Genomic DNA, 21,460 nt, shown 5'->3' on the forward strand with positions numbered 1-21,460 from the left:
ACAGGGCGATGCACAACACAGCAGTTGTCGAATGTTCCACGTGGAACAATCCAGGAATATTTCTGCCTAAAAAAGTCGCAGCACGCAAAAAACTTTATAATCTCCTCCTGATCCCTTCGCTTTTCTCTCCTCACCATGTTATTTCCTACTGAATTCGACGTCATCGTCGTCGGCGGCGGCCATGCCGGTACCGAAGCCGCACTTGCCTCGGCCCGCATGGGCCAGAAGACGTTATTGCTGACGCATAACATCGAAACGCTCGGCCAGATGTCCTGCAACCCCTCCATCGGCGGCATCGGCAAAGGCCATCTCGTCAAGGAAGTGGACGCGCTGGGTGGCGCCATGGCGATCGCGACGGACGAAGCCGGCATCCAGTTCCGCATCCTGAACTCGTCGAAAGGCCCGGCCGTGCGTGCCACGCGCGCGCAGGCCGACCGCATCCTGTACAAGGCGGCGATCCGTTCGCGCCTGGAAAACCAGCCGAACCTGTGGCTGTTCCAACAGGCGGTGGACGACCTGATGGTGGAGGGCGACCGCGTGGTGGGCGCCGTCACGCAGATCGGCCTGCAGTTCCGCGCGCGCGCCGTCGTGCTGACGGCCGGTACGTTCCTGGACGGGAAGATCCACGTGGGCCTGCAAAGCCACTCGGCGGGCCGTGCCGGCGATCCGCCCGCCATCTCGCTGTCGAGCCGCCTGAAGGAGCTGAAACTGCCGCAGGGCCGCCTGAAAACGGGCACGCCGCCCCGCATCGACGGCCGCAGCATCGACTTTTCCGTGATGACGGAACAGCCCGGCGACCTGGACCCGGTGCCGGTATTTTCCGTCATGGGCAACACGGCCATGCACCCGCGTCAGCTGCCATGCTGGGTCACGCACACCAACCAGCAGACGCACGACATCATCCGTGGCGGCCTCGACCGCAGCCCCATGTACACGGGCGTCATCGAGGGCGTCGGCCCCCGTTATTGCCCGTCGATCGAGGACAAGATCCACCGCTTCGCCAGCAAGGAATCGCACCAGATCTTCCTGGAACCGGAGGGCCTGACGACGCACGAGTTCTACCCGAATGGCATCTCCACCAGCCTGCCGTTCGACGTGCAGATCGCCCTCGTGCGCTCGATGCGCGGCCTGGAAAACGCCCATATCCTGCGGCCCGGCTACGCCATCGAATACGATTATTTCGACCCGCGGGGCCTGAAGGCATCGCTGGAAACCAAGTCGATTGCCGGCCTGTATTTCGCCGGCCAGATCAACGGCACCACGGGCTACGAGGAAGCGGCTGCGCAGGGCCTGCTGGCGGGCGTCAATGCCGCGCTGCAGACCCAGGGCAAGGATGCCTGGACGCCGGCCCGCTCCGAAGCCTACCTTGGCGTGCTGGTGGACGATCTCGTCACCCAGGGCGTGCAGGAACCGTACCGCATGTTCACCAGCCGTGCCGAGTACCGCCTGTCGCTGCGCGAGGACAATGCGGACATGCGCCTGACGGACATCGGCCGCCAGCTGGGCGTCGTCGGTGACGCGCAATGGGAGGCCTTCGACCGCAAGCGCGAGGCCGTCGCGACCGAGCTGGAACGCCTGAAATCGACATGGGTGAACCCCCGCATCCTGGCAGCCGCCGAGTCGGAACGCGTGATCGGCCAGGCCATCGAGCGCGAATATTCGCTGGCCGACCTGCTGCGCCGCCCCGGCGTCGACTACGAAAAACTGGTCACGCTGACGGGCAGCGAAGGGCAGAACCTGGGCGGCCCGGGCGTGGCCGATCCCGCCGTGCAGGAGCAGGTGGAGATCCAGCTGAAGTATTCCGGCTACATCGAACGCCAGCTGAAGGAGGTGGAACGCCATGAGCACTACGAGAACCTGAAGCTGCCGGAGGGCTTCAACTACCTCGATATCGCCGCGCTGTCCGTCGAAGTGCGGCAGAAACTGGCCAAGCACCAGCCCGAAACGCTGGGCCAGGCCTCGCGCATCTCCGGCGTGACGCCGGCGGCCATTTCGCTGCTGCTGGTACACCTGAAAAAGACCGGTTATGGCGGCTTCGTGACGCTGAAAGACGAGGCGGCCTGATGGCGATTTTCGACCGCGCCGCACTGGCGCATGTGCTGGAAGAGGGCGTCGCCGAGCTGCGCCTGGCCCTCTCGCCGTCGCAGCAGGAGCAGCTGCTGGACTATCTGGCGCTGCTGAACAAGTGGAACAACGTCTATAACCTCACGTCCGTGCGCGATCCGATGCAGATGATGACGCTGCATCTGCTCGACTCGCTGGCCGCCGTGCCCGCCTTCGACGGCGCGCGCAACGTGCTGGACGTGGGCGCCGGCGGCGGGTTGCCGGGCCTGGTGCTGGCCATTGCGCGCCCCGACATGGCTGTGTCGATGATCGACACGGTGCACAAGAAAACGGCGTTCCTGACGCAGGTGAAGGCGGAATTGGGCCTGTCTAACGTCACCGTCTACACGAAAAAAGTCCAGGATCTGCAGGTAAAGCAGCCGTTCGACGTGATCACTTCCCGCGCGTTCGCCGACCTGTCCGATTTCGTGGAATGGTCGCAGCACCTGCTGGCCGAGGGTGGCCGCTTCGTCGCCCTGAAAGGCACGGCGCCGCAGGACGAACGCGAGCGACTGCCGGGCGACTGGAAAGTGCACGATCTGCAGCCTCTGCGGGTGCCGGGCCTGGCGGCCGAGCGCCACCTGGTTTTCGTCGAGCGTGCAGAAACCGTATAAACTATTTATACGATATAAACCAAATAAACCGTTTATACGATATAAATCATTTATACGATATAAACGGTATAAATCAAAACAGGAAACCTGAAGCGGATACATGGCGAAAATATTTTGCGTAGCAAACCAGAAGGGCGGCGTGGGCAAGACCACCACCACGGTCAATCTCTCCGCCGGCCTGGCCAAGCTGAACCAGCGCGTGCTGCTGGTCGACCTGGACCCGCAGGGCAATGCCACGATGGGCGCCGGCATCAACAAGGCCGGGCTGGCCGCTTCCACCTATGAAGTGATGCTGGGCACCTCGGACGTGGCCACGGCGCGCCAGCGGTCCGAAGCAGGGCGCTTCGACGTGCTGCCCTCGAACCGCGAGCTGGCCGGTGCCGAAGTGGAGATGGTGGAACTGGACAACCGGGAGAAGCGCCTGAAGGATGCGCTGGCGGCGGTGGACAAGGACTACGACTTCATCCTGATCGACTGCCCGCCGGCCCTGTCGATGCTCACGCTGAACGGGCTGTGCGCCGCGCATGGCGTGATCATCCCGATGCAGTGCGAGTACTATGCGCTCGAAGGCCTGTCCGACCTGGTGAACACCATCAAGAAGGTGCATGCCAACCTGAATCCGGACCTGAAGATCATCGGTCTCCTGCGCGTGATGTTCGATCCGCGCATGACGCTGTCGCAGCAGGTCTCGGCCCAGCTGGAACAGCACTTCGGCGACAAGGTGTTCAAGACCATCATTCCGCGCAATGTGCGTCTGGCCGAAGCGCCTTCTTATGGGATGCCCGGGGTGACGTTCGACCCGTCTTCCAAGGGCGCCCAGGCATATATCGCGTTCGGCGCCGAGATGGTCAAGCGGATCAAGAAGATGTGAGGGTCTGGGGACAGGCACCTATTTTCGGACAACACGCGTGTTGCCCGAAAATAGGTGCCTGTCCCCGATGTTGCAGTCCCCGATATTGCAGAAGCTAACGAAAAAACATGGCAACCAAAAAAATGAAAGGCCTCGGCCGCGGACTCGATGCGCTGCTGGGCGGCGCGGACGATGCGGGAGCGGCGGAGCAGGGCAAGCCGTCCGAGCTGGCAATCGCCGCGCTGCAGCCGGGCAAGTACCAGCCCCGCACGCGGATGGACGAAGGCAGCCTCACCGAGCTGGCCGCATCCATCAAGACGCAGGGCATCATGCAGCCGATCCTCGTGCGCCCCGTGGAACACGGCAAGGATGGCGCGACCTACGAGATCATCGCCGGCGAACGCCGGTTCCGCGCCGCGCAGCTGGCCGGCCTGGACAAGGTCCCCGTGCTGGTGCGCGAGGTGGATGACACGGCCGCCGCCGCCATGGCGCTGATCGAGAACATCCAGCGCGAGGATCTCAATCCCCTGGAAGAGGCCCAGGGCATCCACCGCCTGATCACGGACTTCGACTTCACGCACGAGCAGGCGGCCAACGCCGTCGGCCGGTCGCGCAGCGCCGTGTCGAACCTGCTGCGCCTGCTGAACCTGGCCGGCGCCGTGCAGACGATGCTGATGGCGGGCGATATCGACATGGGCCACGCCCGTTCCCTGCTGGCGGTCGACGCGGCCACCCAGATCACGCTGGCCAATGTGGTGATCGCCAGGCGCCTGTCGGTGCGGGAAACGGAAAAGCTCGTCAACCGCACGCTGGATGAGCAGACCGCGGCGCCGCAGGCAAAGGTGCGCGAGAAATCCGGCGACATCACGCGCCTGGAAGAAGAGCTGTCCGATTCGCTGGCAACTCCCGTCACCTTCCGCATGGGGGCGAAGGGCAAGGGCCAGCTGATCATCGACTTTGCCGACCTGGACATCCTCGACGGCGTCCTCGCCCGCCTGCGCACCGCAGGAAACAACTAGACCCCGCCCTCTAAAAATCATTCCGATGATTGTCCGACTGTCTATTGCAGGGCAGTTGGACACCCCGATATCGGTTCCGTTGCGTTTTTTCAGGATGACTTCGGGAAGAAAAGGGACTTAAGGCCCGTCTAAGTCAATCATGCAGGGTACGCTCGCACCGACTTGGTGCAAATAGCTTTTTTGCAGAGCTGTCGGTGTTGCAATGTTGGCGCCGCGGCGCTCTGTTGCGGTGCAGCATGTTTGACGTGTGTCTAATAACCACCCTATAATCCCGTGTCTTTGGGTCTTGAAGCTACGTTCAGAAGGTTGGCAAGTGAGTGATTTCGCATCAATTGTCGCCCGGCCGGTCTTCCGCATCGTCGCCCTGCAATTCACGCTTGCCGTCCTGTTTTCCGCTCTCGTTGCGCTTTTCGCCGGGCTGGAAAAAGGCTGGTCCGCCGCCATGGGCGGTGCGATCGCAACGCTCGGCAGCGTCGCATATGCATTGCTGGTGACGAAACATAGCCAGGACGCCAAGGTGATCTTCCGGCGGCATTTCCGCGCCGAGATGGTGAAGTTGTTCATCACGGCAGCGCTGTTCGTGGGCGCGCTGGTGCTGTTTCCATCGGCCGCCACGGTTTGGCTGATCTTGGGTTTCGCGGCGACGACCCTGGCTTACTGGTTCGCGCTGCTCGCAGTGTAAGCGCCGCACCTTCGATCGTCGAAGGATGTGGACAAAATTTCTAAATTCAATATCAACTTACTTATGACCACTGAACACGCGGGGGGCCACACGGCTCCGGCAAACGCCACAGAGTACATCCAGCACCACCTTACCCACCTGAAGACGCATGACGGCGCGTTCAATCTGGACACGTTCTGGATTTCGGCCGTCCTGGGCCTGGTGTTCCTGGGCGTGTTCTACATGGCCGCCAAGCGCGCCACGCCGGGCGTGCCGGGCAAGCTGCAGAACTTCGTCGAATGGATCATGGAACTGGTCAACGACACCGTCAACAGCGCCTTCCACGCCAAGAGCGCCGTCATCGCGCCGCTGGCCATCACGATCTTCGTGTGGGTGTGGCTGATGAACGCGATGGACTTCCTGCCGGTCGACCTGCTGCCGCGCGCCCTGGAATTCTTCGGCGTGTACAACCTGCGCGTCGTGCCGACCGCCGACGTGAACCACACGTTCGGCATGTCGCTGGCGGTCCTGCTGTGCATCATCGGCTTCTCGATCAAGGCCAAGGGCATCGGCGGCTGGGGCAAGGAACTGTTCACGGCACCGTTCCACGCCCATGGCTTTGCGGCGATCCTGCTGGCACCGGTCAATTTCGTGTTCCAAATGATCGAGCTGGTGGCCAAGCCCATCTCGCTGTCGCTGCGACTGTTCGGCAACATGTATGCCGGCGAACTGATTTTCATCCTGATCGCGCTGCTGCCATGGTGGGCACAGTGGCTGCTGGGTGGTCCATGGGCAATCTTCCACATCCTGATTGTGACGCTGCAGGCCTTCGTGTTCATGGCCCTGACGGTTGTGTACCTTAGCCTCGCGGTTGAGAAGCACTAATTTTCGTAAAACTCGTTTTTTAAATTTGTATCCGTAGTCTTTTTTAAATCTTAGGAGAAATCTCAATGCAAGCTCTGATCGCACAAGTACAAAGCATGACCGTTCTGGCCGTCGCCATCATCATCGGCCTGGCTGCCATCGGCACCGCTCTGGGCTTCGCTATCCTGGGTGGCAAGTTCCTGGAAGCTTCGGCACGTCAGCCTGAACTGATGCCACAACTGCAAACCAAACTGTTCGTTATCGCCGGTCTGCTGGACGCGATCTCGATGATCGGCGTCGGCGTTGCACTGCTGTTCACGTTCAACAACCCGTTCCTGAACGCCGTCATCGCTGCAGCCCAGTAATTCACGCTCCAACCGGGGAATTTTTTAGGAGCAAGGTATGGACATCAATTCGTCTCTCATCGGCCAGCTGATCACCTTCGCGGTGCTCGTCTGGTTCTCGATGAAATTCGTTTTCCCGGCGCTGAATGCAGCGCTGGATGAGCGTGCCAAGCGTATCGCGGATGGTCTGGCCGCGGCCGACCAGGGCCAGGCTTCGATGGCGCTTGCTGAAAAGCGCGCCACGGAAGCCCTGACCACCGCGCGTGACGAAGCTGCGTCGCGCGTCGCGGACGCCGAAAAGCGTGCTCAGCTGATCGCTGAAGAAATCAAGGCCAACGCCAAAGCCGAAGCGGACCGCATCATTGCGCAAGCCAAGGCGGAAGCGGAACAGCAAGTGACCCAGGCGCGCGAACAGCTGCGTGCCCAGGTGGCAGACCTGGCCGTCAAGGGCGCCGAGCAAATCCTGAAGCGCGAAGTCAACGCGTCGGCCCACGCCGACCTGCTGAATCGCCTTGCGACCGAGCTGTAATCATGGCTGAACTCGCAACCGTCGCTCGTCCTTACGCGGAAGCCCTCTTCCGCGTAGCCCAGGCTGGCAACCTCGCGCAGTGGTCCGATCTGGTGTCCGAACTGGCCCAGATCGGTTCGCATGACGAGGTGCTCGCATATGCCCGCAACCCGAAGGTCGCGAATGCCGATGTGCTGGCCGTCGTCACCTCCCTGCTGAAGTCGCCGCACAACGCGGAAGCGAACAATTTCCTGTCGACGCTGATCGACAACGGCCGCATCGCCTTGCTGCCGGAAATCGCCACCCAGTTCCACGACCTGAAGAACGGCGTGGAAGGTGCAGCCGATGCCGAGATCACCAGTGCCTTCGAACTGGACGGTGGTCAGACCGCTGCGCTGGTCGCGACGCTGGAAAAGAAATTCGGCCGCAAGCTGAACCCGCAAGTCACGCTGGATCCTTCGCTGATCGGCGGCGTGCGCGTGGTGGTGGGCGACGAAGTGCTGGACACTTCGGTGCGCGCCCGCCTCGAACAGATGCGCGTTGCGCTGACGTCGTAAGCGGACCCAGCGGCAGATCCTGCGGCAGATACAAATACCCTCGCGCAAGCTGAGAGAAAACAATTAGGAGTTACCATGCAACTCAACCCATCTGAAATCAGCGAGCTGATCAAGAGCCGGATCCAAGGCATTGATGGCGGCGCTGAAGTGCGCAATCAAGGCACCGTTGTCTCGGTTGCCGACGGTATCTGCCGCATCCACGGTCTGTCCGAAGTGATGCAAGGCGAGATGCTGGAGTTCCCGGGCAATACGTTCGGCCTCGCCATGAACCTGGAGCGCGACTCCGTCGGCGCCGTCATCCTGGGTGCCTACGAGCACATCTCCGAAGGCGACACGGTGAAGACCACCGGCCGCATCCTGGAAGTGCCGGTCGGTCCGGAACTGCGCGGCCGTGTGGTCAATGCGCTGGGCCAGCCGATCGACGGCAAGGGTCCGGTCACGACCCAGCTGACCTCGCCGATCGAAAAGATCGCACCGGGCGTGATCGCCCGTGAATCCGTGTCCCAGCCACTGCAGACCGGCATCAAGTCGATCGACGCGATGGTACCGGTCGGCCGTGGCCAGCGCGAGCTGATCATCGGCGACCGCCAGACCGGCAAGTCGGCTGTGGCAGTCGATGCGATCATCAACCAGAAGGGCCAGGGCGTCACGTGTATCTACGTGGCCATCGGCCAGAAGGCCTCGACGATCAAGAACATCGTGCGTTCGCTGGAACAGCATGGCGCGATGGAATACACGATCGTGGTGGCTGCCACGGCATCCGAATCGGCTGCCATGCAGTACATCTCGGCCTACTCGGGCTGCACGATGGGCGAATACTTCCGCGACCGCGGTGAAGATGCGCTGATCGTGTACGACGATCTGTCGAAGCAGGCCGTCGCCTACCGCCAGATCTCGCTGCTGCTGCGCCGTCCACCAGGCCGCGAAGCCTACCCTGGCGACGTGTTCTACCTGCACAGCCGCCTGCTGGAACGCGCAGCCCGCGTGAACGCCGACTACGTGTCTGCCTTCACCAACGGCGCCGTGACCGGCAAGACGGGTTCGCTGACGGCCCTGCCGATCATCGAAACGCAGGCAGGCGACGTGTCGGCCTTCGTGCCAACGAACGTGATCTCGATCACGGACGGCCAGATCTTCCTGGAAACGTCGCTGTTCAACGCCGGTATCCGTCCTGCGATCAACGCCGGTATCTCGGTGTCGCGCGTCGGTGGCGCTGCCCAGACGAAGGTCATCAAGGGCCTGTCCGGCGGTATCCGTACCGACCTGGCGCAGTACCGTGAGCTGGCTGCGTTCGCGCAGTTCGCATCGGACCTGGACGAATCGACCCGCAAGCAGCTGGACCGCGGTGCCCGCGTGACGGAACTGCTCAAGCAGCAGCAATACGCGCCGCTGTCGGTGTCGATGATGGCCGCTTCGCTGTTCGCCGTGAACAAGGGCTACCTGGACGATGTGCCTGTCAAGCAGGTGCTGTCCTTCGAAGCGGGCCTGCACGGCTACCTGAAGACCAAGAACGCTGCCCTGCTGTCGAAGATCGAAGAAAGCAAGCAACTGGACAAGGACGGCGAAGCAACGCTGTCGGCGGCCATCGCTGATTTCAAGAAATCCGGCGCATTTTAAGTGCAGCTCGAGCGGCCCCGTTCACGGGGCTGCTTCTCTGCAGAAGGAGTAAGGACTCATGGCAGTAGGCAAAGAGATACGTGGCAAGATCAAGAGCGTAGAGAATACGAAGAAGATCACGAAGGCGATGGAAATGGTCGCCGCATCGAAAATGCGCAAGGCGCAGGATCGCATGCGCGCCGCCCGTCCCTACGCGGACAAGATTCGTAATATCGCTGCGAACCTGGCTGGCGCCAATCCCGAATACACGCACCCGTTCCTGGCCGATGCCCAGGGCACGCAGGCCAAGGCCATCGGTTTCATCGTCATCACGACCGACAAGGGTCTGTGCGGCGGCATGAACACCAACGTGCTGCGCGCGGTGACGAACAAGTCGCGGGAACTGGAAGCGGCCGGTAATCGGATCGAAGCAGTCGCCATCGGCAACAAGGGTCTCGGTTTCCTGAACCGCGTTGGCGTGCCCGTGGTGGCACAGGCAACGCAGATCGGCGACACCCCGCACCTGGACAAGCTGATCGGCCCCGTGAAAGTCATGCTGGAGAAGTTCCAGGAAGGCAAGCTGGACGCCGTCTACCTGTGCTACACCAAATTCATCAACACGATGAAGCAGGAACCGATGGTGGAACAGCTGCTGCCGCTGACGGCTGAGAAGCGCGCAGCGGACAAGGGCGGCATCAACTGGGATTACATCTACGAACCGGATGCAGCGACCGTCATCGACGAACTGCTGGAACGTTACGTGGAAGCCCTGGTGTACCAGTCCGTGGCGGAAAACCTCGCGTCCGAGCAGTCGGCGCGGATGGTGGCGATGAAGGCCGCCAGCGACAACGCCGGCAGCGTGATCGGCGAACTGAAGCTGGTGTACAACAAGACCCGTCAGGCAGCCATTACCAAAGAACTCTCCGAAATCGTGTCCGGTGCGGCCGCGGTTTAAACGAATTTAACTATATTGAAGGAACGAAAATGGCTGATGGCAAAATCGTTCAGTGTATCGGCGCCGTGGTCGACGTGGAATTCCCGCGTAACGCGATGCCCAAGGTTTTCGACGCGCTGAAAATGGCTGGCTCCGAGCTGACCCTGGAAGTTCAACAGCAGCTGGGTGACGGCGTGGTCCGCACCATTGCTCTGGGTTCGTCCGACGGCCTGCGTCGCGGCATGACCATCCAGAACACGGGCAAGCCGATCATGGTACCGGTCGGTAACGCCACGCTGGGTCGCATCATGGACGTGCTGGGCAACCCGATCGACGAACGCGGCCCGGTGCCGCAGGATGAAGTCGCATCGATCCACCGCACCCCGCCAGCCTACGACGAGCTGTCGCCGTCGCAGGACCTGCTGGAAACCGGCATCAAGGTGATCGACCTGGTGTGCCCGTTCGCCAAGGGCGGTAAAGTCGGCCTGTTCGGCGGCGCCGGCGTGGGCAAGACCGTCAACATGATGGAACTGATCAACAACATCGCCAAGGCACACTCGGGTCTGTCCGTGTTTGCCGGCGTGGGCGAGCGTACCCGCGAAGGGAACGACTTCTACCACGAGATGGCCGATGCGAAGGTCGTCGACCTGGACAACCTGGGCAACTCCAAAGTGGCCATGGTGTACGGCCAGATGAACGAACCGCCGGGCAACCGCCTGCGCGTGGCACTCACCGGCCTGACCATCGCGGAATCGTTCCGTGACCAGGGCAAGGACGTGCTGTTCTTCGTCGACAACATCTACCGCTTCACGCTGGCCGGTACCGAAGTGTCGGCACTGCTGGGCCGCATGCCTTCCGCCGTGGGCTACCAGCCGACGCTGGCCGAGGAAATGGGCCGCCTGCAAGAGCGTATTACGTCGACCAAGACCGGTTCGATCACGTCGATCCAGGCCGTGTACGTCCCTGCGGATGACTTGACCGACCCGTCGCCAGCGACGACCTTCGGTCACCTCGATTCGACCGTCGTGCTGTCCCGTGACATCGCCTCGCTGGGTATCTACCCGGCCGTCGATCCGCTGGATTCGACCTCGCGCCAGCTGGACCCGCTGGTCGTGGGCCAGGACCACTACGACACGGCCCGCGCCGTGCAGGGCACCCTGCAGCGCTACAAGGAACTGCGTGACATCATCGCGATCCTGGGCATGGACGAACTGGCACCGGAAGACAAGCTGCTGGTCGCGCGCGCTCGTAAAATGCAGCGTTTCCTGTCGCAGCCGTTCCACGTCGCCGAAGTCTTCACGGGCGCACCGGGCAAGTACGTTTCGCTGAAGGACACGATCAAGGGCTTCAAGATGATCGCTTCCGGCGAACTGGATCACCTGCCGGAGCAGGCGTTCTACATGGTCGGCACGATCGAGGAAGCGATCGAAAAAGCCAAGAAGCTGGGCTAATTCGATGCGGCGCCCCGCCTCCTCGTGAGGCGGGGCCGTTCAATCCGATAGGATAATTATGGCAAACACTATTCACGTCGATGTGGTCTCCGCGGAAGAGCTGATCTTCTCCGGCGAAGCCACCTTCGTCGCGTTGCCGGGCGAGCAGGGCGAGCTGGGGATCTACCCGAAGCACACGCCGCTGATCACCCGTATCCGTCCGGGCGCGGTGCGCATCCAGGTGCTGGGCAAGTCGGAAGAAGAGTTCGTCTTCGTCGCCGGCGGCCTGCTGGAAGTGCAGCCGAATGCCGTGACGGTCCTGGCCGATACCGCGATCCGCGGTGGCGACCTGGATGAAGCCAAGGCGCAAGCCGCCAAGAAGCTGGCGGAAGAAAGCCTGGCGAACAACCAGACCGGCATCGACTACGCGAAAGCCCAGGCGGAACTGGCAGCGGCCATCGGCCAGCTGGCAGCGATCGCCAAGCTGCGCCAGACCAATCGTCACTGATCTGGCCGCAACCATGAAAAAGCAGCTTCGGCTGCTTTTTTTACATCCGGAGAATGCCATGCGCCGTGTTCTGTCCGTTGTGCTCGCCGCCCTGTCCGCCTGCGGTATCACTTACGCCGCGCCACCGCCGGTGCACGACCTGTCGCTCGCGTTCGATGCGTTCTACACCCGCACCGAAGGCATGCCCGTCGAGGCCCGCGTGGCCGACTTCCGGCGCACGGTCGGGGCGCAGTTCCCGCAGTTCTATGGCGACGCGCGCGGCCATGTCACGCATGCCGAGCAGGACAGGAATATCGCTGCCGCGATTGCCCGCTATCCGGGCATGCGCGAGGCCTACCTGCGCAAGGCGCGCGACTTCGGCAGCACGCTGACCAGCAACGTGGCGAGCTTCGCAGCGCGCTTTCCCGACTACCGGGCGGACCGCGAGATCTGGCTGGTGCATTCGCTCGGCGAGATGGACGGCGGCACGCGTACCCTGGCCGGCAGGGAGTACCTGATCTTCGGCGTGGACGGCATGGTGCGCTACCACGGCGACATCAGCGAGGCGGCCTTCTATCACCACGAGCTGTTCCACACCTATCACGAGCCCGTGCTGGCAGCGTGTACGGAAGAAGTCGTCTGGAAGCGCCTGTGGACCGAAGGGCTGGCCACCTACGTCTCGCAGCAGATGAACCCCGCGGCGACCGAACGGGAAATGCTGCTGGACGTGCCCCGTGGCCTGGTAGCGCGCGCGCAGGCCACGCTGCCGGCGGGGTGGCGGCAGCTGGAACAGCTGCTGGACAGCCGGGAAGACGACACGATCGCCGGGCTGTTCCAGCTCTCCGGCGGCAGCGGCCCGTTGCCGCAGCGGAGCGGCTATTACTACGGCTACCTGGTGGCACAGGAAGCCGCCCGCACGCAGGATGTCGCCAGGCTGGCCAGGCTCGGTTGCGACGATGCCCGTACGCTGGTGGCTGCCACGGTGCACAAGCTCGCCGGACCGGCCAGCAATCCATGAGGGCAGGGCTGCTCGTCACATCGACGGCAAGCACCCCGCCGCCTTCGCATGCGTGGACCAGTCGCTGGCCGGCAACGGCAGCGCAAAGGACGGCCGTAGCGGACTGGTGAAGGCAGCCTAGCGGCAGAGCCCGTAAGCCTTGCGCTCCGGGAACCAGCGGTACGTGAACGTGCGCACCGGGTAGGTGCTGCCCTTGATGATGATGCCGGGCGTGACGAAATCGAAGCGTTCCGGCAGCCCCTGTTTGACGCCCAGCCGCACGCGCCATTGCGTGGCATCCGACGTGGCGACCGGGATCAGCATGCCCGGCACTTCCTTGATCACTTCCACGATTTCCGCCCTGGCGTTCATGCCGCGCTGGTAGAAGGTCAGCAGCTGGCCCTTGGCGATCACGGCGCCCTTCGGCTGCGTGAAGTCGAACGCGCGGGTCGTGAACTGCACCTTGCCGCCCCGTGGGATCTGGTAGATGACACCGAATTCGGCACCGCCCCGACCCGTCGTTACCGGCGCGGTGGCCGTGACGCTCACGCCTTCCGGCAGGTCGAACCGGGAAGCATCGACCCACGCGCTGCAGGCGGGGCTGGTGGCCATGTACAGCTGTTCGGGCTGGTAGGAGTCGCAGCCGGCCACGGCCAGCATTGCGGGAAGCAGGAGGAAGGGCGCGGATCGGCGCATGGTGAATCCGGTTGAAAAGTCAGGCGCCAGTGTAACCGAGGCGCACCGTCTTGAATATGAGATCGGCCGGATTCCGGGGCATTCGGGCGCCAATTGAAAACGTCGTCACGCCCATAACGAAATGCACCTTTGTGAATTACTGCGAATTATTCGGACACTATCCGCTTGAAATACTCGCGCGCGCCGAATGTTGATCAACAGTGCTAGTCTGGTTTCTCACCTGGGAGCACCTATGATCCATCACCTCGGCATTGTGGTCGCCGATTTCATGCGGAGCAAGGCACTATTCGATGCCTGCCTCGCGCCGCTGGGAATTCGCCGCACCGAAACGGATATGGACTGGGCCATTTATGGGGGAGAAAACGGCCAGCCATTCTTATGGCTGGGATCGGAGATTCCCACTTACTGGCGCACGAGTAATATGGTCGGCAATGCGCCGATTCATATCGCATTCATGGCACCGAACCGCCATGCGGTCGATGCCTTCTATTATGCCGCCCTGGAATTCGGGGCGGAGGACCATGGCGCTCCCGGCTTGCGCCAGACCTGCGGCCACAGCTACAGCGCCTACATCATCGACCTGGACGGGAACAATATCGAGGCGACCATCCAGGAAAAATAAGGGTGGCACTTGTATTGGCCTGTCATTACAGGCTTTCTATGCCAATTTTCGGCGTATTCGTGCCAGGTTCTGGCGCGAGCGGCAGGGCGGGCGGCGGTTGCGTATCCGCACGTGGCGCGTGGAGCACGAGGTGACCATGGGAGTGGCCGCCCATGTGCAGACAGCCAGAGATTCTGGCCCGTCATTAGCTGCGCGAGATAATGTGAGCGGTCGGGAATAGGGGCAAGCAGGCGAATGCCGTGCGGCCGCTTTATGGCACTGCCTGCACGATGCCCCGCTTGATGGATTTCAGCCGGCATTGCACCGGCTTGAATCCCGCTTCGATAACACGGAGCGCTTCGAGCGGCCTGGCATTTCCGCACATGAAAATATCGATGGCGGCAAAACCCTGCTCCGGCCAGGTATGGATGGAAATATGCGATTCGGCCAGCATGACGACGCCGGTAATTCCCGCGTCCGGTCCGAAGGAATGGAAGTGGCTGTGCAATATCCGCGCATTGGCGGCGTTCGCTGCCTTGCGCAGCAATAATTCGATTGCGGCGCATTCCATCAGGCGACTGGCGGCAATGCCGGTCAGATCCGCCAGCAGGTGCATGCCTTCCGCCGCGTGCACGCCCGGATGCATGTCCGCACTGGCATTCGCGTTGCAGTTCCAGTTCATTTATGGCCTCCGCCGCCACTGCTCCAGCTGCCGCCACCGGTACTGGACGACCATGAGGAGCCGCCCGACGAATATCCGCGCGGGCCGCCCCGCATGTTCGACCAGCTGAGCACGGTAGAGAGCAGCACGACGGCCAGGCCGTAGATCCAGAATTTCTTCATTCCTTGTCCGACTGGTCGAGGAACAGGGCGGGCAGATACAGCGCGAGTCCCGCCAGCACCGTGAACGCAAATGTGCGGGTGAAATTGAACATCAGGGGAATGGCATTGAGTACCACCGTCGTGATGATCAGCCCCTTGGCGATGCCGCGGTACCTGCCGCCGGCACCCAGCTTGCCGTAGACGCCCCGCGACGAGCCGGTGGTGCCGAACTGTTTCGGGAACCACGCCTTCATCTGGTCGAAGGCGACCGGCGTCGAGCGCGACCAGGTCAGTTCGTCGGCCGTCATTTCCGCGGCCAGCGACGATTGCGAATGCTCGAATTCCATCACGCGCGCCTGGTCGCCTTTCTGCACCCGCCAGTTGAAGGCGCCCGCCGCATACGTGACGCGCGCGGTGTAGTCATGGCGCTTGCGGAAGGCCACGCTGCCGAGGCGGGCCTTGTCATCCTGCCACTGCGGCCATTCGTCCAGCACCTCCGAGCGCTGCCAGCCTTCATCCGTCTCCACCAGCCAGGTAAAGCCGCGTCCCGGCGCGAACAGCAGGTATTCGGTCCAGCTTTCGCCGTCCTCGTCGGCGCGGCGCAGCACGCCGATCACCGTCAGCGGCTGGTTGCCCAGCGTGCCGGCGGTACCCAGCGGCAGCTTGGTCGGCACCACGGCCAGCCCTTCGCCGGCGCGCAGCACCTTGATCTGCGGGCTGGCGGCATCGAGCTGGGTCTGGCAGCCCACGCACACCAGATTGGCCGTCATGCCGGGCAGGTAGTCGAGCGAGGCGCCGCAGGACGGGCAGTCGAGCTTCGTCAGCCTGCCCCGGTAGCGGCCGGCGCTGCGCAGGATGGCATCATCTTCGCGCAGCAGCTGCATGCCCAGCGCCTCGAGCGTGACGGCGCTGCCCGTGTAGACCAGCGGCTTGTCGCCGTCCGAATAATCGAGCGTGACGAAGCGGTTGTTGGTGCGCAGGTCCGCCACTTTCGCCTGCCAGCCTGCGCCGACACGGAAGGGCAGCTCGCCCTGGCCGCCGGTGCAGCGCGCCGTGCGTACATCGGCCGCCGTGTAGCGTTCGCCCGCGACCGTGTACTGGTTGCCGGGGCGGAGCGCGTCGAACGCCGGCAGGGTGTCGCTGCTGTCCTGCACCGTCGTGATGGTGTACTGGCCGGACGCATCGCCCAGCCAGCCGTTGGCGCCATCGTCGAACAGCAGGTACCACTCGTTCCACAGGCCGGCGTCATACGCCAGCTGGATGCGGCCGATCACCGTGAACGGACGGTTGGCGAGCTGGCCCGCCGCGCCCAGCTGGATCGGCGAATAGTCCTCCAGTACCTCGGCGATCTTGCCGAGGTTGCGCACGGCCGCTTCGTCCTTCAGCACGCCGGTGAGGCAGAACTCGCACACGGCCATCACGGCCGCATGCGAGCGGAAGCGCACCTCGGCGCCGCAGCCGGGACAGGAAACCGTGATCAACGGTGCGCTTTCATCGACCCTTTGCTTTCATCGATCCTTTGCCTTCATCATCCGATCAGCTTCTTCAGCAGCTCCGCCTTGGTGCTGTCGTAGTCGGCCGCGGAGATCAGGCCCTTGTCCAGCAGGCCCTTGAGTTTTGCCAGGCGGGCCTCGATCGAATCGTCCGCCACCGGGGCCGGTGACGCCTGCGGTGCGGTCGGTGCCAGGGATGCGCCCACGGCCTGGCCCATCGCCTGGCCGATCGTCACGCCGGCACCCAGGCCCGCGCCGATGCCGGCGATGCCGCCTTCGTTCTGCGCCGCCAGCGGGATCGCGGTGGCCGTCTGGAAGCGGGTGAAGCCGGCCATCTTGTCGTTCGACAGGCCGCCCTTCATGCCGGCCGAAATGCGCTCGTCCAGCGCCGCCTGCAGTTCCTCCGGCAGGCTCACGGAAGCGACGTTGAATTCGTCGAGCCCCAGGCCGTAGCGGCCGAACGCATCGGCGAGATCGCCCTTGATCTCCTGCGCCATCAGCGCCTGGTTGGCGGCCATGTCGAGGAAGGCGGTGTTCGAGCTGCCCAGCGAGCTGGCCATCGTCGCCAGCATGATGCCGCGCAGCTGGTCCTCGACCTGGTCACGGGTATAGGCCTCGCGCGTGCCGCTGATCTCCGTGAAGAACTTGCGGGCGTCCAGCACGCGGTATGAATACATGCCGAAGGCGCGCACGCGGATCATGTCGAAATCCTTGTCGCGGATCGTGATCGGCTGCGGCGTGCCCCACTTGCGGCCGGTCTGCACGCGGGTGCTGAAGAAGTACACATCCGACTTGAACGGCGAGTCGAACAGCTTGTCCCAGTTCTTCAGGTTGGTCAGCACGGGAAGCGTTTGCGTGGTGAGCTTGTGCGTGCCGGGGCCGAACACGTCGGCGATCTGGCCTTCGTTGACGAACACCGCCACCTGCGATTCGCGCACCACCAGCACGCCGCCGTTCTGGATCTCGAAATCCTGCATCGGGAAGCGCCACGCCAGCACGCCTTCCTCGTCCTCGTTCCACTGCAGGACGTCGATGAACTGCTTCCTGATAAAGCTGCCGATACTCATGCGGGCCTCCGTACTTACGAAATGCAGGCGGCGTTGATGCCGCCGATGGACAGGGAGATCGTGCCGAGCAGCGCGCCGAAGGCGCTGTTGCCGGATTCGATCTGGTCTTTCGCCATGTTCAGGGCGCGCGTGGCGACGGCATAGGCGAGGGCCTGCACGACCATCGCACCAAACGCCCACGCGAAGAATTCCTGGTAGTTCGCCGTGTGCAGCAGGCCCGATGCGATGGTGAGCGAGAAGCCCAGCAGCGCGCCGCCCAGCGACAGTGCCGCCGCATGATTGCCCTGGCGGATCAGCAGCACTTCGTCATACGGCGTCATCCACGTGTAGGCCTTGAAGAACACGGCCAGCAGCGCGGCGGCGATGGCCAGGTGGATCAGGTAGTTGGCGACTGCGAACATGGCTTATAGTGTCGTTGCTATCGATGAAAGATGATAATCCAGCCACGGGCCAATGACCAAAAAGATTCTGATCCTGTCCGTGTTCGTGGTGGCGTCGTGCGGGCTCGCGTATGAACTGATCGCCGGCGCCCTGTCCAGCTACCTGCTGGGCGACTCGGTGCTGCAGTTCTCCACCATCATCGGCTGCTACCTGTTCGCCATGGGCGTCGGCGCGCACCTGTCCAAGTACGTGAAGGACGAACACGTGCTGGCCCGCTTCGTGGACGTGGAACTGGCCGTGGGCCTGGTCGGCGGCGTGTCCGCCGCGCTGCTGTTCCTCACCTTCTCGTGGATGGCCGCGCCGTTCCGCCTGCTGCTGTACGTGCTGGTGTTCCTGATCGGCGCGATGGTGGGCATGGAGGTGCCGCTCGTGATGCGCGCGCTGAATGCACGCCAGACGGGCTTCGCCGAAATCGTCAGCCGCGTGCTCACCTTCGACTACCTGGGCGCGCTGGCCGTCTCGCTGCTGTTCCCGCTGGTGCTGGCACCCTACCTGGGGCTGGTGCGCACCGGCTTCCTGTTCGGCATGCTGAACATCGGCGTGGCGCTGTGGACCATCCACGTGTTCCGCGCGGAGCTGGGCAACCTCGCGGGCCGCACCCTGCGTGCCTGCGGCGTGCTGGCGGTGCTGGCCTTCGGCTTCGCCAGCGCGGACCGCATGACGCACTTCGGCGAACACGGCCTGTTCGGCGACGAGATCGTGTATGCCACCAGCACGCCATACCAGCGCCTGGTGATCACGCGCTGGAAGGACGACACGCGCCTGTACATCAACGGCAACCTGCAGTTCTCGTCGCGCGACGAATACCGTTATCACGAGGCGCTGGTGCATCCCGTGATGGAAAAACTGCCGTGGGCGCGCCGCGTGCTGGTACTGGGCGGCGGCGACGGGCTGGCGCTGCGCGAGATCCTGCGCTATCCGAACGTCCGGCAGGTGACGCTGGTCGATCTCGATCCGGCGATGACGAATGCGTTCAGGGCGCGCGCCGAGCTGGTGGCGCTGAACCACGGATCCTTGTCCGATCCGCGTGTGAAAATCCTGAACGCGGATGCCGCGCAGTGGCTGGAACACACGGCCGAGATGTTCGATGCGGTGATCGTCGACTTCCCCGATCCGTCCAGCTTCGCGCTCGGCAAACTGTACTCGGTGCCGTTTTACGGGATGGTACGGCATCACATGGCGGCGCATGGCCTGATGGTGGTGCAGTCCACCTCCCCCTTCTTCGCGCCGCATGCCTTCTGGACGGTCGATGCCACGCTGCGCGAAGTCGGCCTGCGCACCTCGCCGTACCACGCCTACGTGCCGTCGTTCGGCGAATGGGGCTTCATCATCGCTTCGCCGCAGGCGGCTTACCAGCCACCCACGTCATACCGCATGCCGATGCGCTTCCTCGATGCGGCCACCACCGCCGAGATGTTCCGCTTCCCGGCCGACATGCAGCCCCTGACGATGGCGCCCAACCGCCTCGACACGCAATCGCTGGTCCACGCGTTCGAGCAGGACTGGCGCAGGACGATCCGCTGAGCGCCACCGGGCTTCACTGAGGAATACACCATGCAACGCCGCTCCTTCCTGCGCTGGACCGCCGCCCTGGGTGGCGCGGGTGCCGCCGCCGCTGCCGGCATTGCCGCCTATGGTCGCTGGCGCGAAATCACGCCCGTGCTGCACTCCCCGGGTCGCGACGAAGGCCACTATCTGCGGGACCTTCATTTGCGTGATCATCCTGCTTTGCCCGCGCCCACGAAAGTCATCGAAACGGACGTGGCGATCCTCGGCTCCGGCATCGCCGGGCTGACGGCCGCGTGGAAGCTGCGCCGCGAAGGCCTGCAGGACGTGCTGATGGTGGAAGGACCCGAACGCTTCGGCAATGCGGCCGGCGGCAGCCATGGTGCGCTGGTATTCCCCACCGGCGCCCACTACCTGCCGGTGCCGCCGCTGGAGTGCCTGCATGTGCGGCACATGCTGTACGACCTGGGCATCATCACGCGCGACCCCTACGGCCAGAAGCCCGCGTACGACGAACGCCTGCTGCTGCATGCGCCGCACGAACGCCTGCTGTACGGCGGCCGCTGGCAGGAAGGCATCGTGCCGCGCGAGGGCGTGCCGGCCGCCGAACTGGCCGAACACAAGCGCTTTTTTGCCGAGATCGACAAGCTGCGCCTGCAGCGCGGTGCCGACAACCGCAAGGTGTTCACGCTGCCCTCCGTGAATGCCTCGACCGATCCGGCGTGGCGGGCGCTCGATGCGCAGACCTTCGCTGCATGGCTCAAGGCGAACGGCTATCGCTCGCCCACGCTGCTGTGGTACCTCGATTACTGCTGCCGCGACGACTACGGCACCGGCAGCGACCGCGTGTCGGCCTGGGCCGGCCTGCATTATTTTTGCGCCCGGGGTGGCGAAGCGGCCAATGCCGCGGCGGGCGCCTGGCTCACCTGGCCCGGCGGCCTGCAGCCGCTGGCCGCGCAACTGGCCGAGCGGGGTGGGGCGCAGCGGATCGCCGGCACCGTTGCCAAGGTGCGGCAGGTGGCAGGACGCGTCGAGGCGCTGTGCTTCACGCTGGAAGGCGGCAAGCCCGTGACGTATCTGGTGCGGGCCCGCAAGGCCATCTGCGCGATGCCGCTGCTGGTGGCGGGCCGCATCGTCGAGAACATCGCGCAGTACGGCTTCGATCCGTCGCGGCACCTGCCGGCATACGCGCCATGGCTCGTCACGAATTTTTTACTGAACGGATTCCCCGAGGAGCTGCCGGAGGCGCCGCTGTCGTGGGACAACGTGGTGCACGGCACGCAGGGACTTGGCTACGTGGTCTCCACGCACCAGGACATCCGCGTCACGCCGCCGCCGCAGACGGTGTTCACGAGCTACCTGGCGCTGGCCGACCGCTCGCCGGCGGAAGCGCGCAAGTGGATGCAGTCCGCGTCCCCGGAAGCGCTGCTGGCGCTGGCCATGACCGACCTGCGCGCCGCGTACGGCAATGCGTTCGAGGACAGCGTCATACGTGCCGATATCACCTTGCGCGGGCATGCGATGGCCGCGCCGGTGCCCGGCTTCCTGTCCAACGCCGGCGTGCAGAACCTGCGCAACGTGGATGGCCCGATCCTGTTCGCCCATGCGGACCTGAGCGGCTTCTCCGTGTTCGAGGAGGCGTCGTGGTGGGGCTGGCAGGCGGCGCTGCGGGCGCTGGAATGACTTGCGCTCGCTGACATGCCAGCAGGCGATTCGAATCGCGATCGACGCATCACTGGTCTCATAGACTATCGCTTAAGCCGTATAAACAGCAATCTATGGCTAAAAGAATGAAAGGATAAGTCATAGATTTCGCTTTATGCGCCATAAAAATTCATCTATGCTTGGGGGTAAACCATAGAGTTCGCCC

General features: G+C 63.5%; 23 protein-coding genes. 17 read left to right on the top strand and 6 right to left on the bottom strand.

What is annotated here, in order from left to right; translation table 11 throughout:
• The first annotated feature begins 135 nt into the window (after positions 1-135).
• The 14 genes from mnmG (at position 136) to IP91_RS18675 (ending at position 12,985) form a co-directional block, all read left to right on the top strand.
• Positions 136-2,064 (top strand): tRNA uridine-5-carboxymethylaminomethyl(34) synthesis enzyme MnmG, encoded by a 1,929-nt coding sequence (mnmG, locus tag IP91_RS18610; RefSeq protein WP_145650601.1) that lies wholly within the window; start codon positions 136-138, stop codon positions 2,062-2,064.
• Entirely contained in the window at positions 2,064-2,717 is a 654-nt protein-coding gene (rsmG, locus tag IP91_RS18615; RefSeq protein WP_145650602.1) for a 16S rRNA (guanine(527)-N(7))-methyltransferase RsmG, read from the top strand. Before mnmG ends, rsmG begins: the two co-directional genes overlap by 1 nt.
• 100 nt (positions 2,718-2,817) lie before the next feature.
• Entirely contained in the window at positions 2,818-3,588 is a 771-nt protein-coding gene (locus tag IP91_RS18620; protein WP_145650603.1) for a ParA family protein, read from the top strand.
• Positions 3,589-3,695: 107 nt separating this feature from the next.
• The gene (locus IP91_RS18625; protein ID WP_145650604.1) at positions 3,696-4,586 is read left to right on the top strand and encodes a ParB/RepB/Spo0J family partition protein; all 891 of its coding nucleotides are present in this window, start codon (positions 3,696-3,698) and stop codon (positions 4,584-4,586) included.
• Positions 4,587-4,899: 313 nt separating this feature from the next.
• Entirely contained in the window at positions 4,900-5,268 is a 369-nt protein-coding gene (locus IP91_RS18630) for an ATP synthase subunit I (protein WP_145650605.1), read from the top strand.
• 63 nt (positions 5,269-5,331) lie between these two features.
• Entirely contained in the window at positions 5,332-6,132 is an 801-nt protein-coding gene (gene atpB, locus IP91_RS18635; protein ID WP_145650606.1) for a F0F1 ATP synthase subunit A, read from the top strand.
• 65 nt (positions 6,133-6,197) lie between these two features.
• Positions 6,198-6,476, top strand: a complete 279-nt coding sequence (atpE, locus tag IP91_RS18640) for a F0F1 ATP synthase subunit C (protein WP_145650607.1) — start codon at positions 6,198-6,200, stop codon at positions 6,474-6,476.
• Between the two features lie 37 nt (positions 6,477-6,513).
• On the top strand, positions 6,514-6,984 hold the full coding sequence (locus tag IP91_RS18645; protein ID WP_145650608.1) for a F0F1 ATP synthase subunit B: 471 nt from the start codon (positions 6,514-6,516) through the stop codon (positions 6,982-6,984).
• A gap of 2 nt (positions 6,985-6,986) precedes the next feature.
• Positions 6,987-7,520: a F0F1 ATP synthase subunit delta gene (locus IP91_RS18650; protein ID WP_145650609.1), complete on the top strand. Its 534-nt coding sequence runs from the start codon at positions 6,987-6,989 to the stop codon at positions 7,518-7,520.
• Positions 7,521-7,595: 75 nt separating this feature from the next.
• The gene (atpA, locus tag IP91_RS18655) at positions 7,596-9,137 is read left to right on the top strand and encodes a F0F1 ATP synthase subunit alpha (protein WP_145650610.1); all 1,542 of its coding nucleotides are present in this window, start codon (positions 7,596-7,598) and stop codon (positions 9,135-9,137) included.
• Between the two features lie 58 nt (positions 9,138-9,195).
• Positions 9,196-10,071 carry a F0F1 ATP synthase subunit gamma gene (gene atpG, locus IP91_RS18660; RefSeq protein ID WP_145650611.1) on the top strand — a complete coding sequence of 292 codons (876 nt, stop codon included), beginning with the start codon at positions 9,196-9,198 and terminating at the stop codon, positions 10,069-10,071.
• A gap of 29 nt (positions 10,072-10,100) precedes the next feature.
• The gene (atpD, locus tag IP91_RS18665) at positions 10,101-11,501 is read left to right on the top strand and encodes a F0F1 ATP synthase subunit beta (protein ID WP_145650612.1); all 1,401 of its coding nucleotides are present in this window, start codon (positions 10,101-10,103) and stop codon (positions 11,499-11,501) included.
• A gap of 58 nt (positions 11,502-11,559) precedes the next feature.
• Positions 11,560-11,988: a F0F1 ATP synthase subunit epsilon gene (locus IP91_RS18670; RefSeq protein ID WP_145650613.1), complete on the top strand. Its 429-nt coding sequence runs from the start codon at positions 11,560-11,562 to the stop codon at positions 11,986-11,988.
• A gap of 58 nt (positions 11,989-12,046) precedes the next feature.
• Positions 12,047-12,985 (top strand): hypothetical protein, encoded by a 939-nt coding sequence (locus IP91_RS18675; RefSeq protein ID WP_145650614.1) that lies wholly within the window; start codon positions 12,047-12,049, stop codon positions 12,983-12,985.
• A gap of 117 nt (positions 12,986-13,102) precedes the next feature.
• Here IP91_RS18675 and IP91_RS18680 read toward each other — a convergent pair whose 3' ends face one another.
• Positions 13,103-13,660: a hypothetical protein gene (locus tag IP91_RS18680; RefSeq protein WP_229474653.1), complete on the bottom strand. Its 558-nt coding sequence runs from the start codon at positions 13,658-13,660 to the stop codon at positions 13,103-13,105.
• A 232-nt stretch (positions 13,661-13,892) separates the two neighbouring features.
• On the opposite strand from IP91_RS18680, the gene IP91_RS18685 reads away from it, so the two are divergent.
• Positions 13,893-14,282, top strand: a complete 390-nt coding sequence (locus IP91_RS18685; protein ID WP_145650615.1) for a VOC family protein — start codon at positions 13,893-13,895, stop codon at positions 14,280-14,282.
• A 250-nt stretch (positions 14,283-14,532) separates the two neighbouring features.
• Here the strand turns inward: IP91_RS18685 and speD are convergent, their stop codons facing one another.
• Genes speD through IP91_RS18705 form a run of 5 tightly spaced genes read right to left on the bottom strand, consistent with a single transcriptional unit; the run spans position 14,533 to position 18,044 of the window.
• Positions 14,533-14,943, bottom strand: coding sequence for an adenosylmethionine decarboxylase (gene speD / locus IP91_RS18690; RefSeq protein WP_371860634.1), 411 nt, complete (start codon positions 14,941-14,943; stop codon positions 14,533-14,535).
• On the bottom strand, positions 14,940-15,104 hold the full coding sequence (locus IP91_RS26270; RefSeq protein WP_199754653.1) for a hypothetical protein: 165 nt from the start codon (positions 15,102-15,104) through the stop codon (positions 14,940-14,942). Before IP91_RS26270 ends, speD begins: the two co-directional genes overlap by 4 nt.
• Positions 15,101-16,564, bottom strand: coding sequence for a DUF4178 domain-containing protein (locus tag IP91_RS18695; protein ID WP_145650616.1), 1,464 nt, complete (start codon positions 16,562-16,564; stop codon positions 15,101-15,103). Before IP91_RS18695 ends, IP91_RS26270 begins: the two co-directional genes overlap by 4 nt.
• A gap of 47 nt (positions 16,565-16,611) precedes the next feature.
• Positions 16,612-17,643, bottom strand: coding sequence for an SPFH domain-containing protein (locus IP91_RS18700; RefSeq protein ID WP_145650617.1), 1,032 nt, complete (start codon positions 17,641-17,643; stop codon positions 16,612-16,614).
• Between the two features lie 14 nt (positions 17,644-17,657).
• The gene (locus IP91_RS18705) at positions 17,658-18,044 is read right to left on the bottom strand and encodes a DUF350 domain-containing protein (RefSeq protein ID WP_145650618.1); all 387 of its coding nucleotides are present in this window, start codon (positions 18,042-18,044) and stop codon (positions 17,658-17,660) included.
• A gap of 52 nt (positions 18,045-18,096) precedes the next feature.
• Here IP91_RS18705 and IP91_RS18710 point away from each other — a divergent pair, with 52 nt between their 5' ends.
• Positions 18,097-19,608 carry a polyamine aminopropyltransferase gene (locus tag IP91_RS18710; RefSeq protein WP_145650619.1) on the top strand — a complete coding sequence of 504 codons (1,512 nt, stop codon included), beginning with the start codon at positions 18,097-18,099 and terminating at the stop codon, positions 19,606-19,608.
• A 30-nt stretch (positions 19,609-19,638) separates the two neighbouring features.
• Positions 19,639-21,273 (top strand): FAD-dependent oxidoreductase, encoded by a 1,635-nt coding sequence (locus tag IP91_RS18715; RefSeq protein ID WP_145650620.1) that lies wholly within the window; start codon positions 19,639-19,641, stop codon positions 21,271-21,273.
• Positions 21,274-21,460: the final 187 nt, after the last annotated feature.

This window comes from Pseudoduganella lurida (assembly GCF_007830455.1).
GTDB classification, from domain to species: domain Bacteria; phylum Pseudomonadota; class Gammaproteobacteria; order Burkholderiales; family Burkholderiaceae_D; genus Rugamonas; species Rugamonas lurida.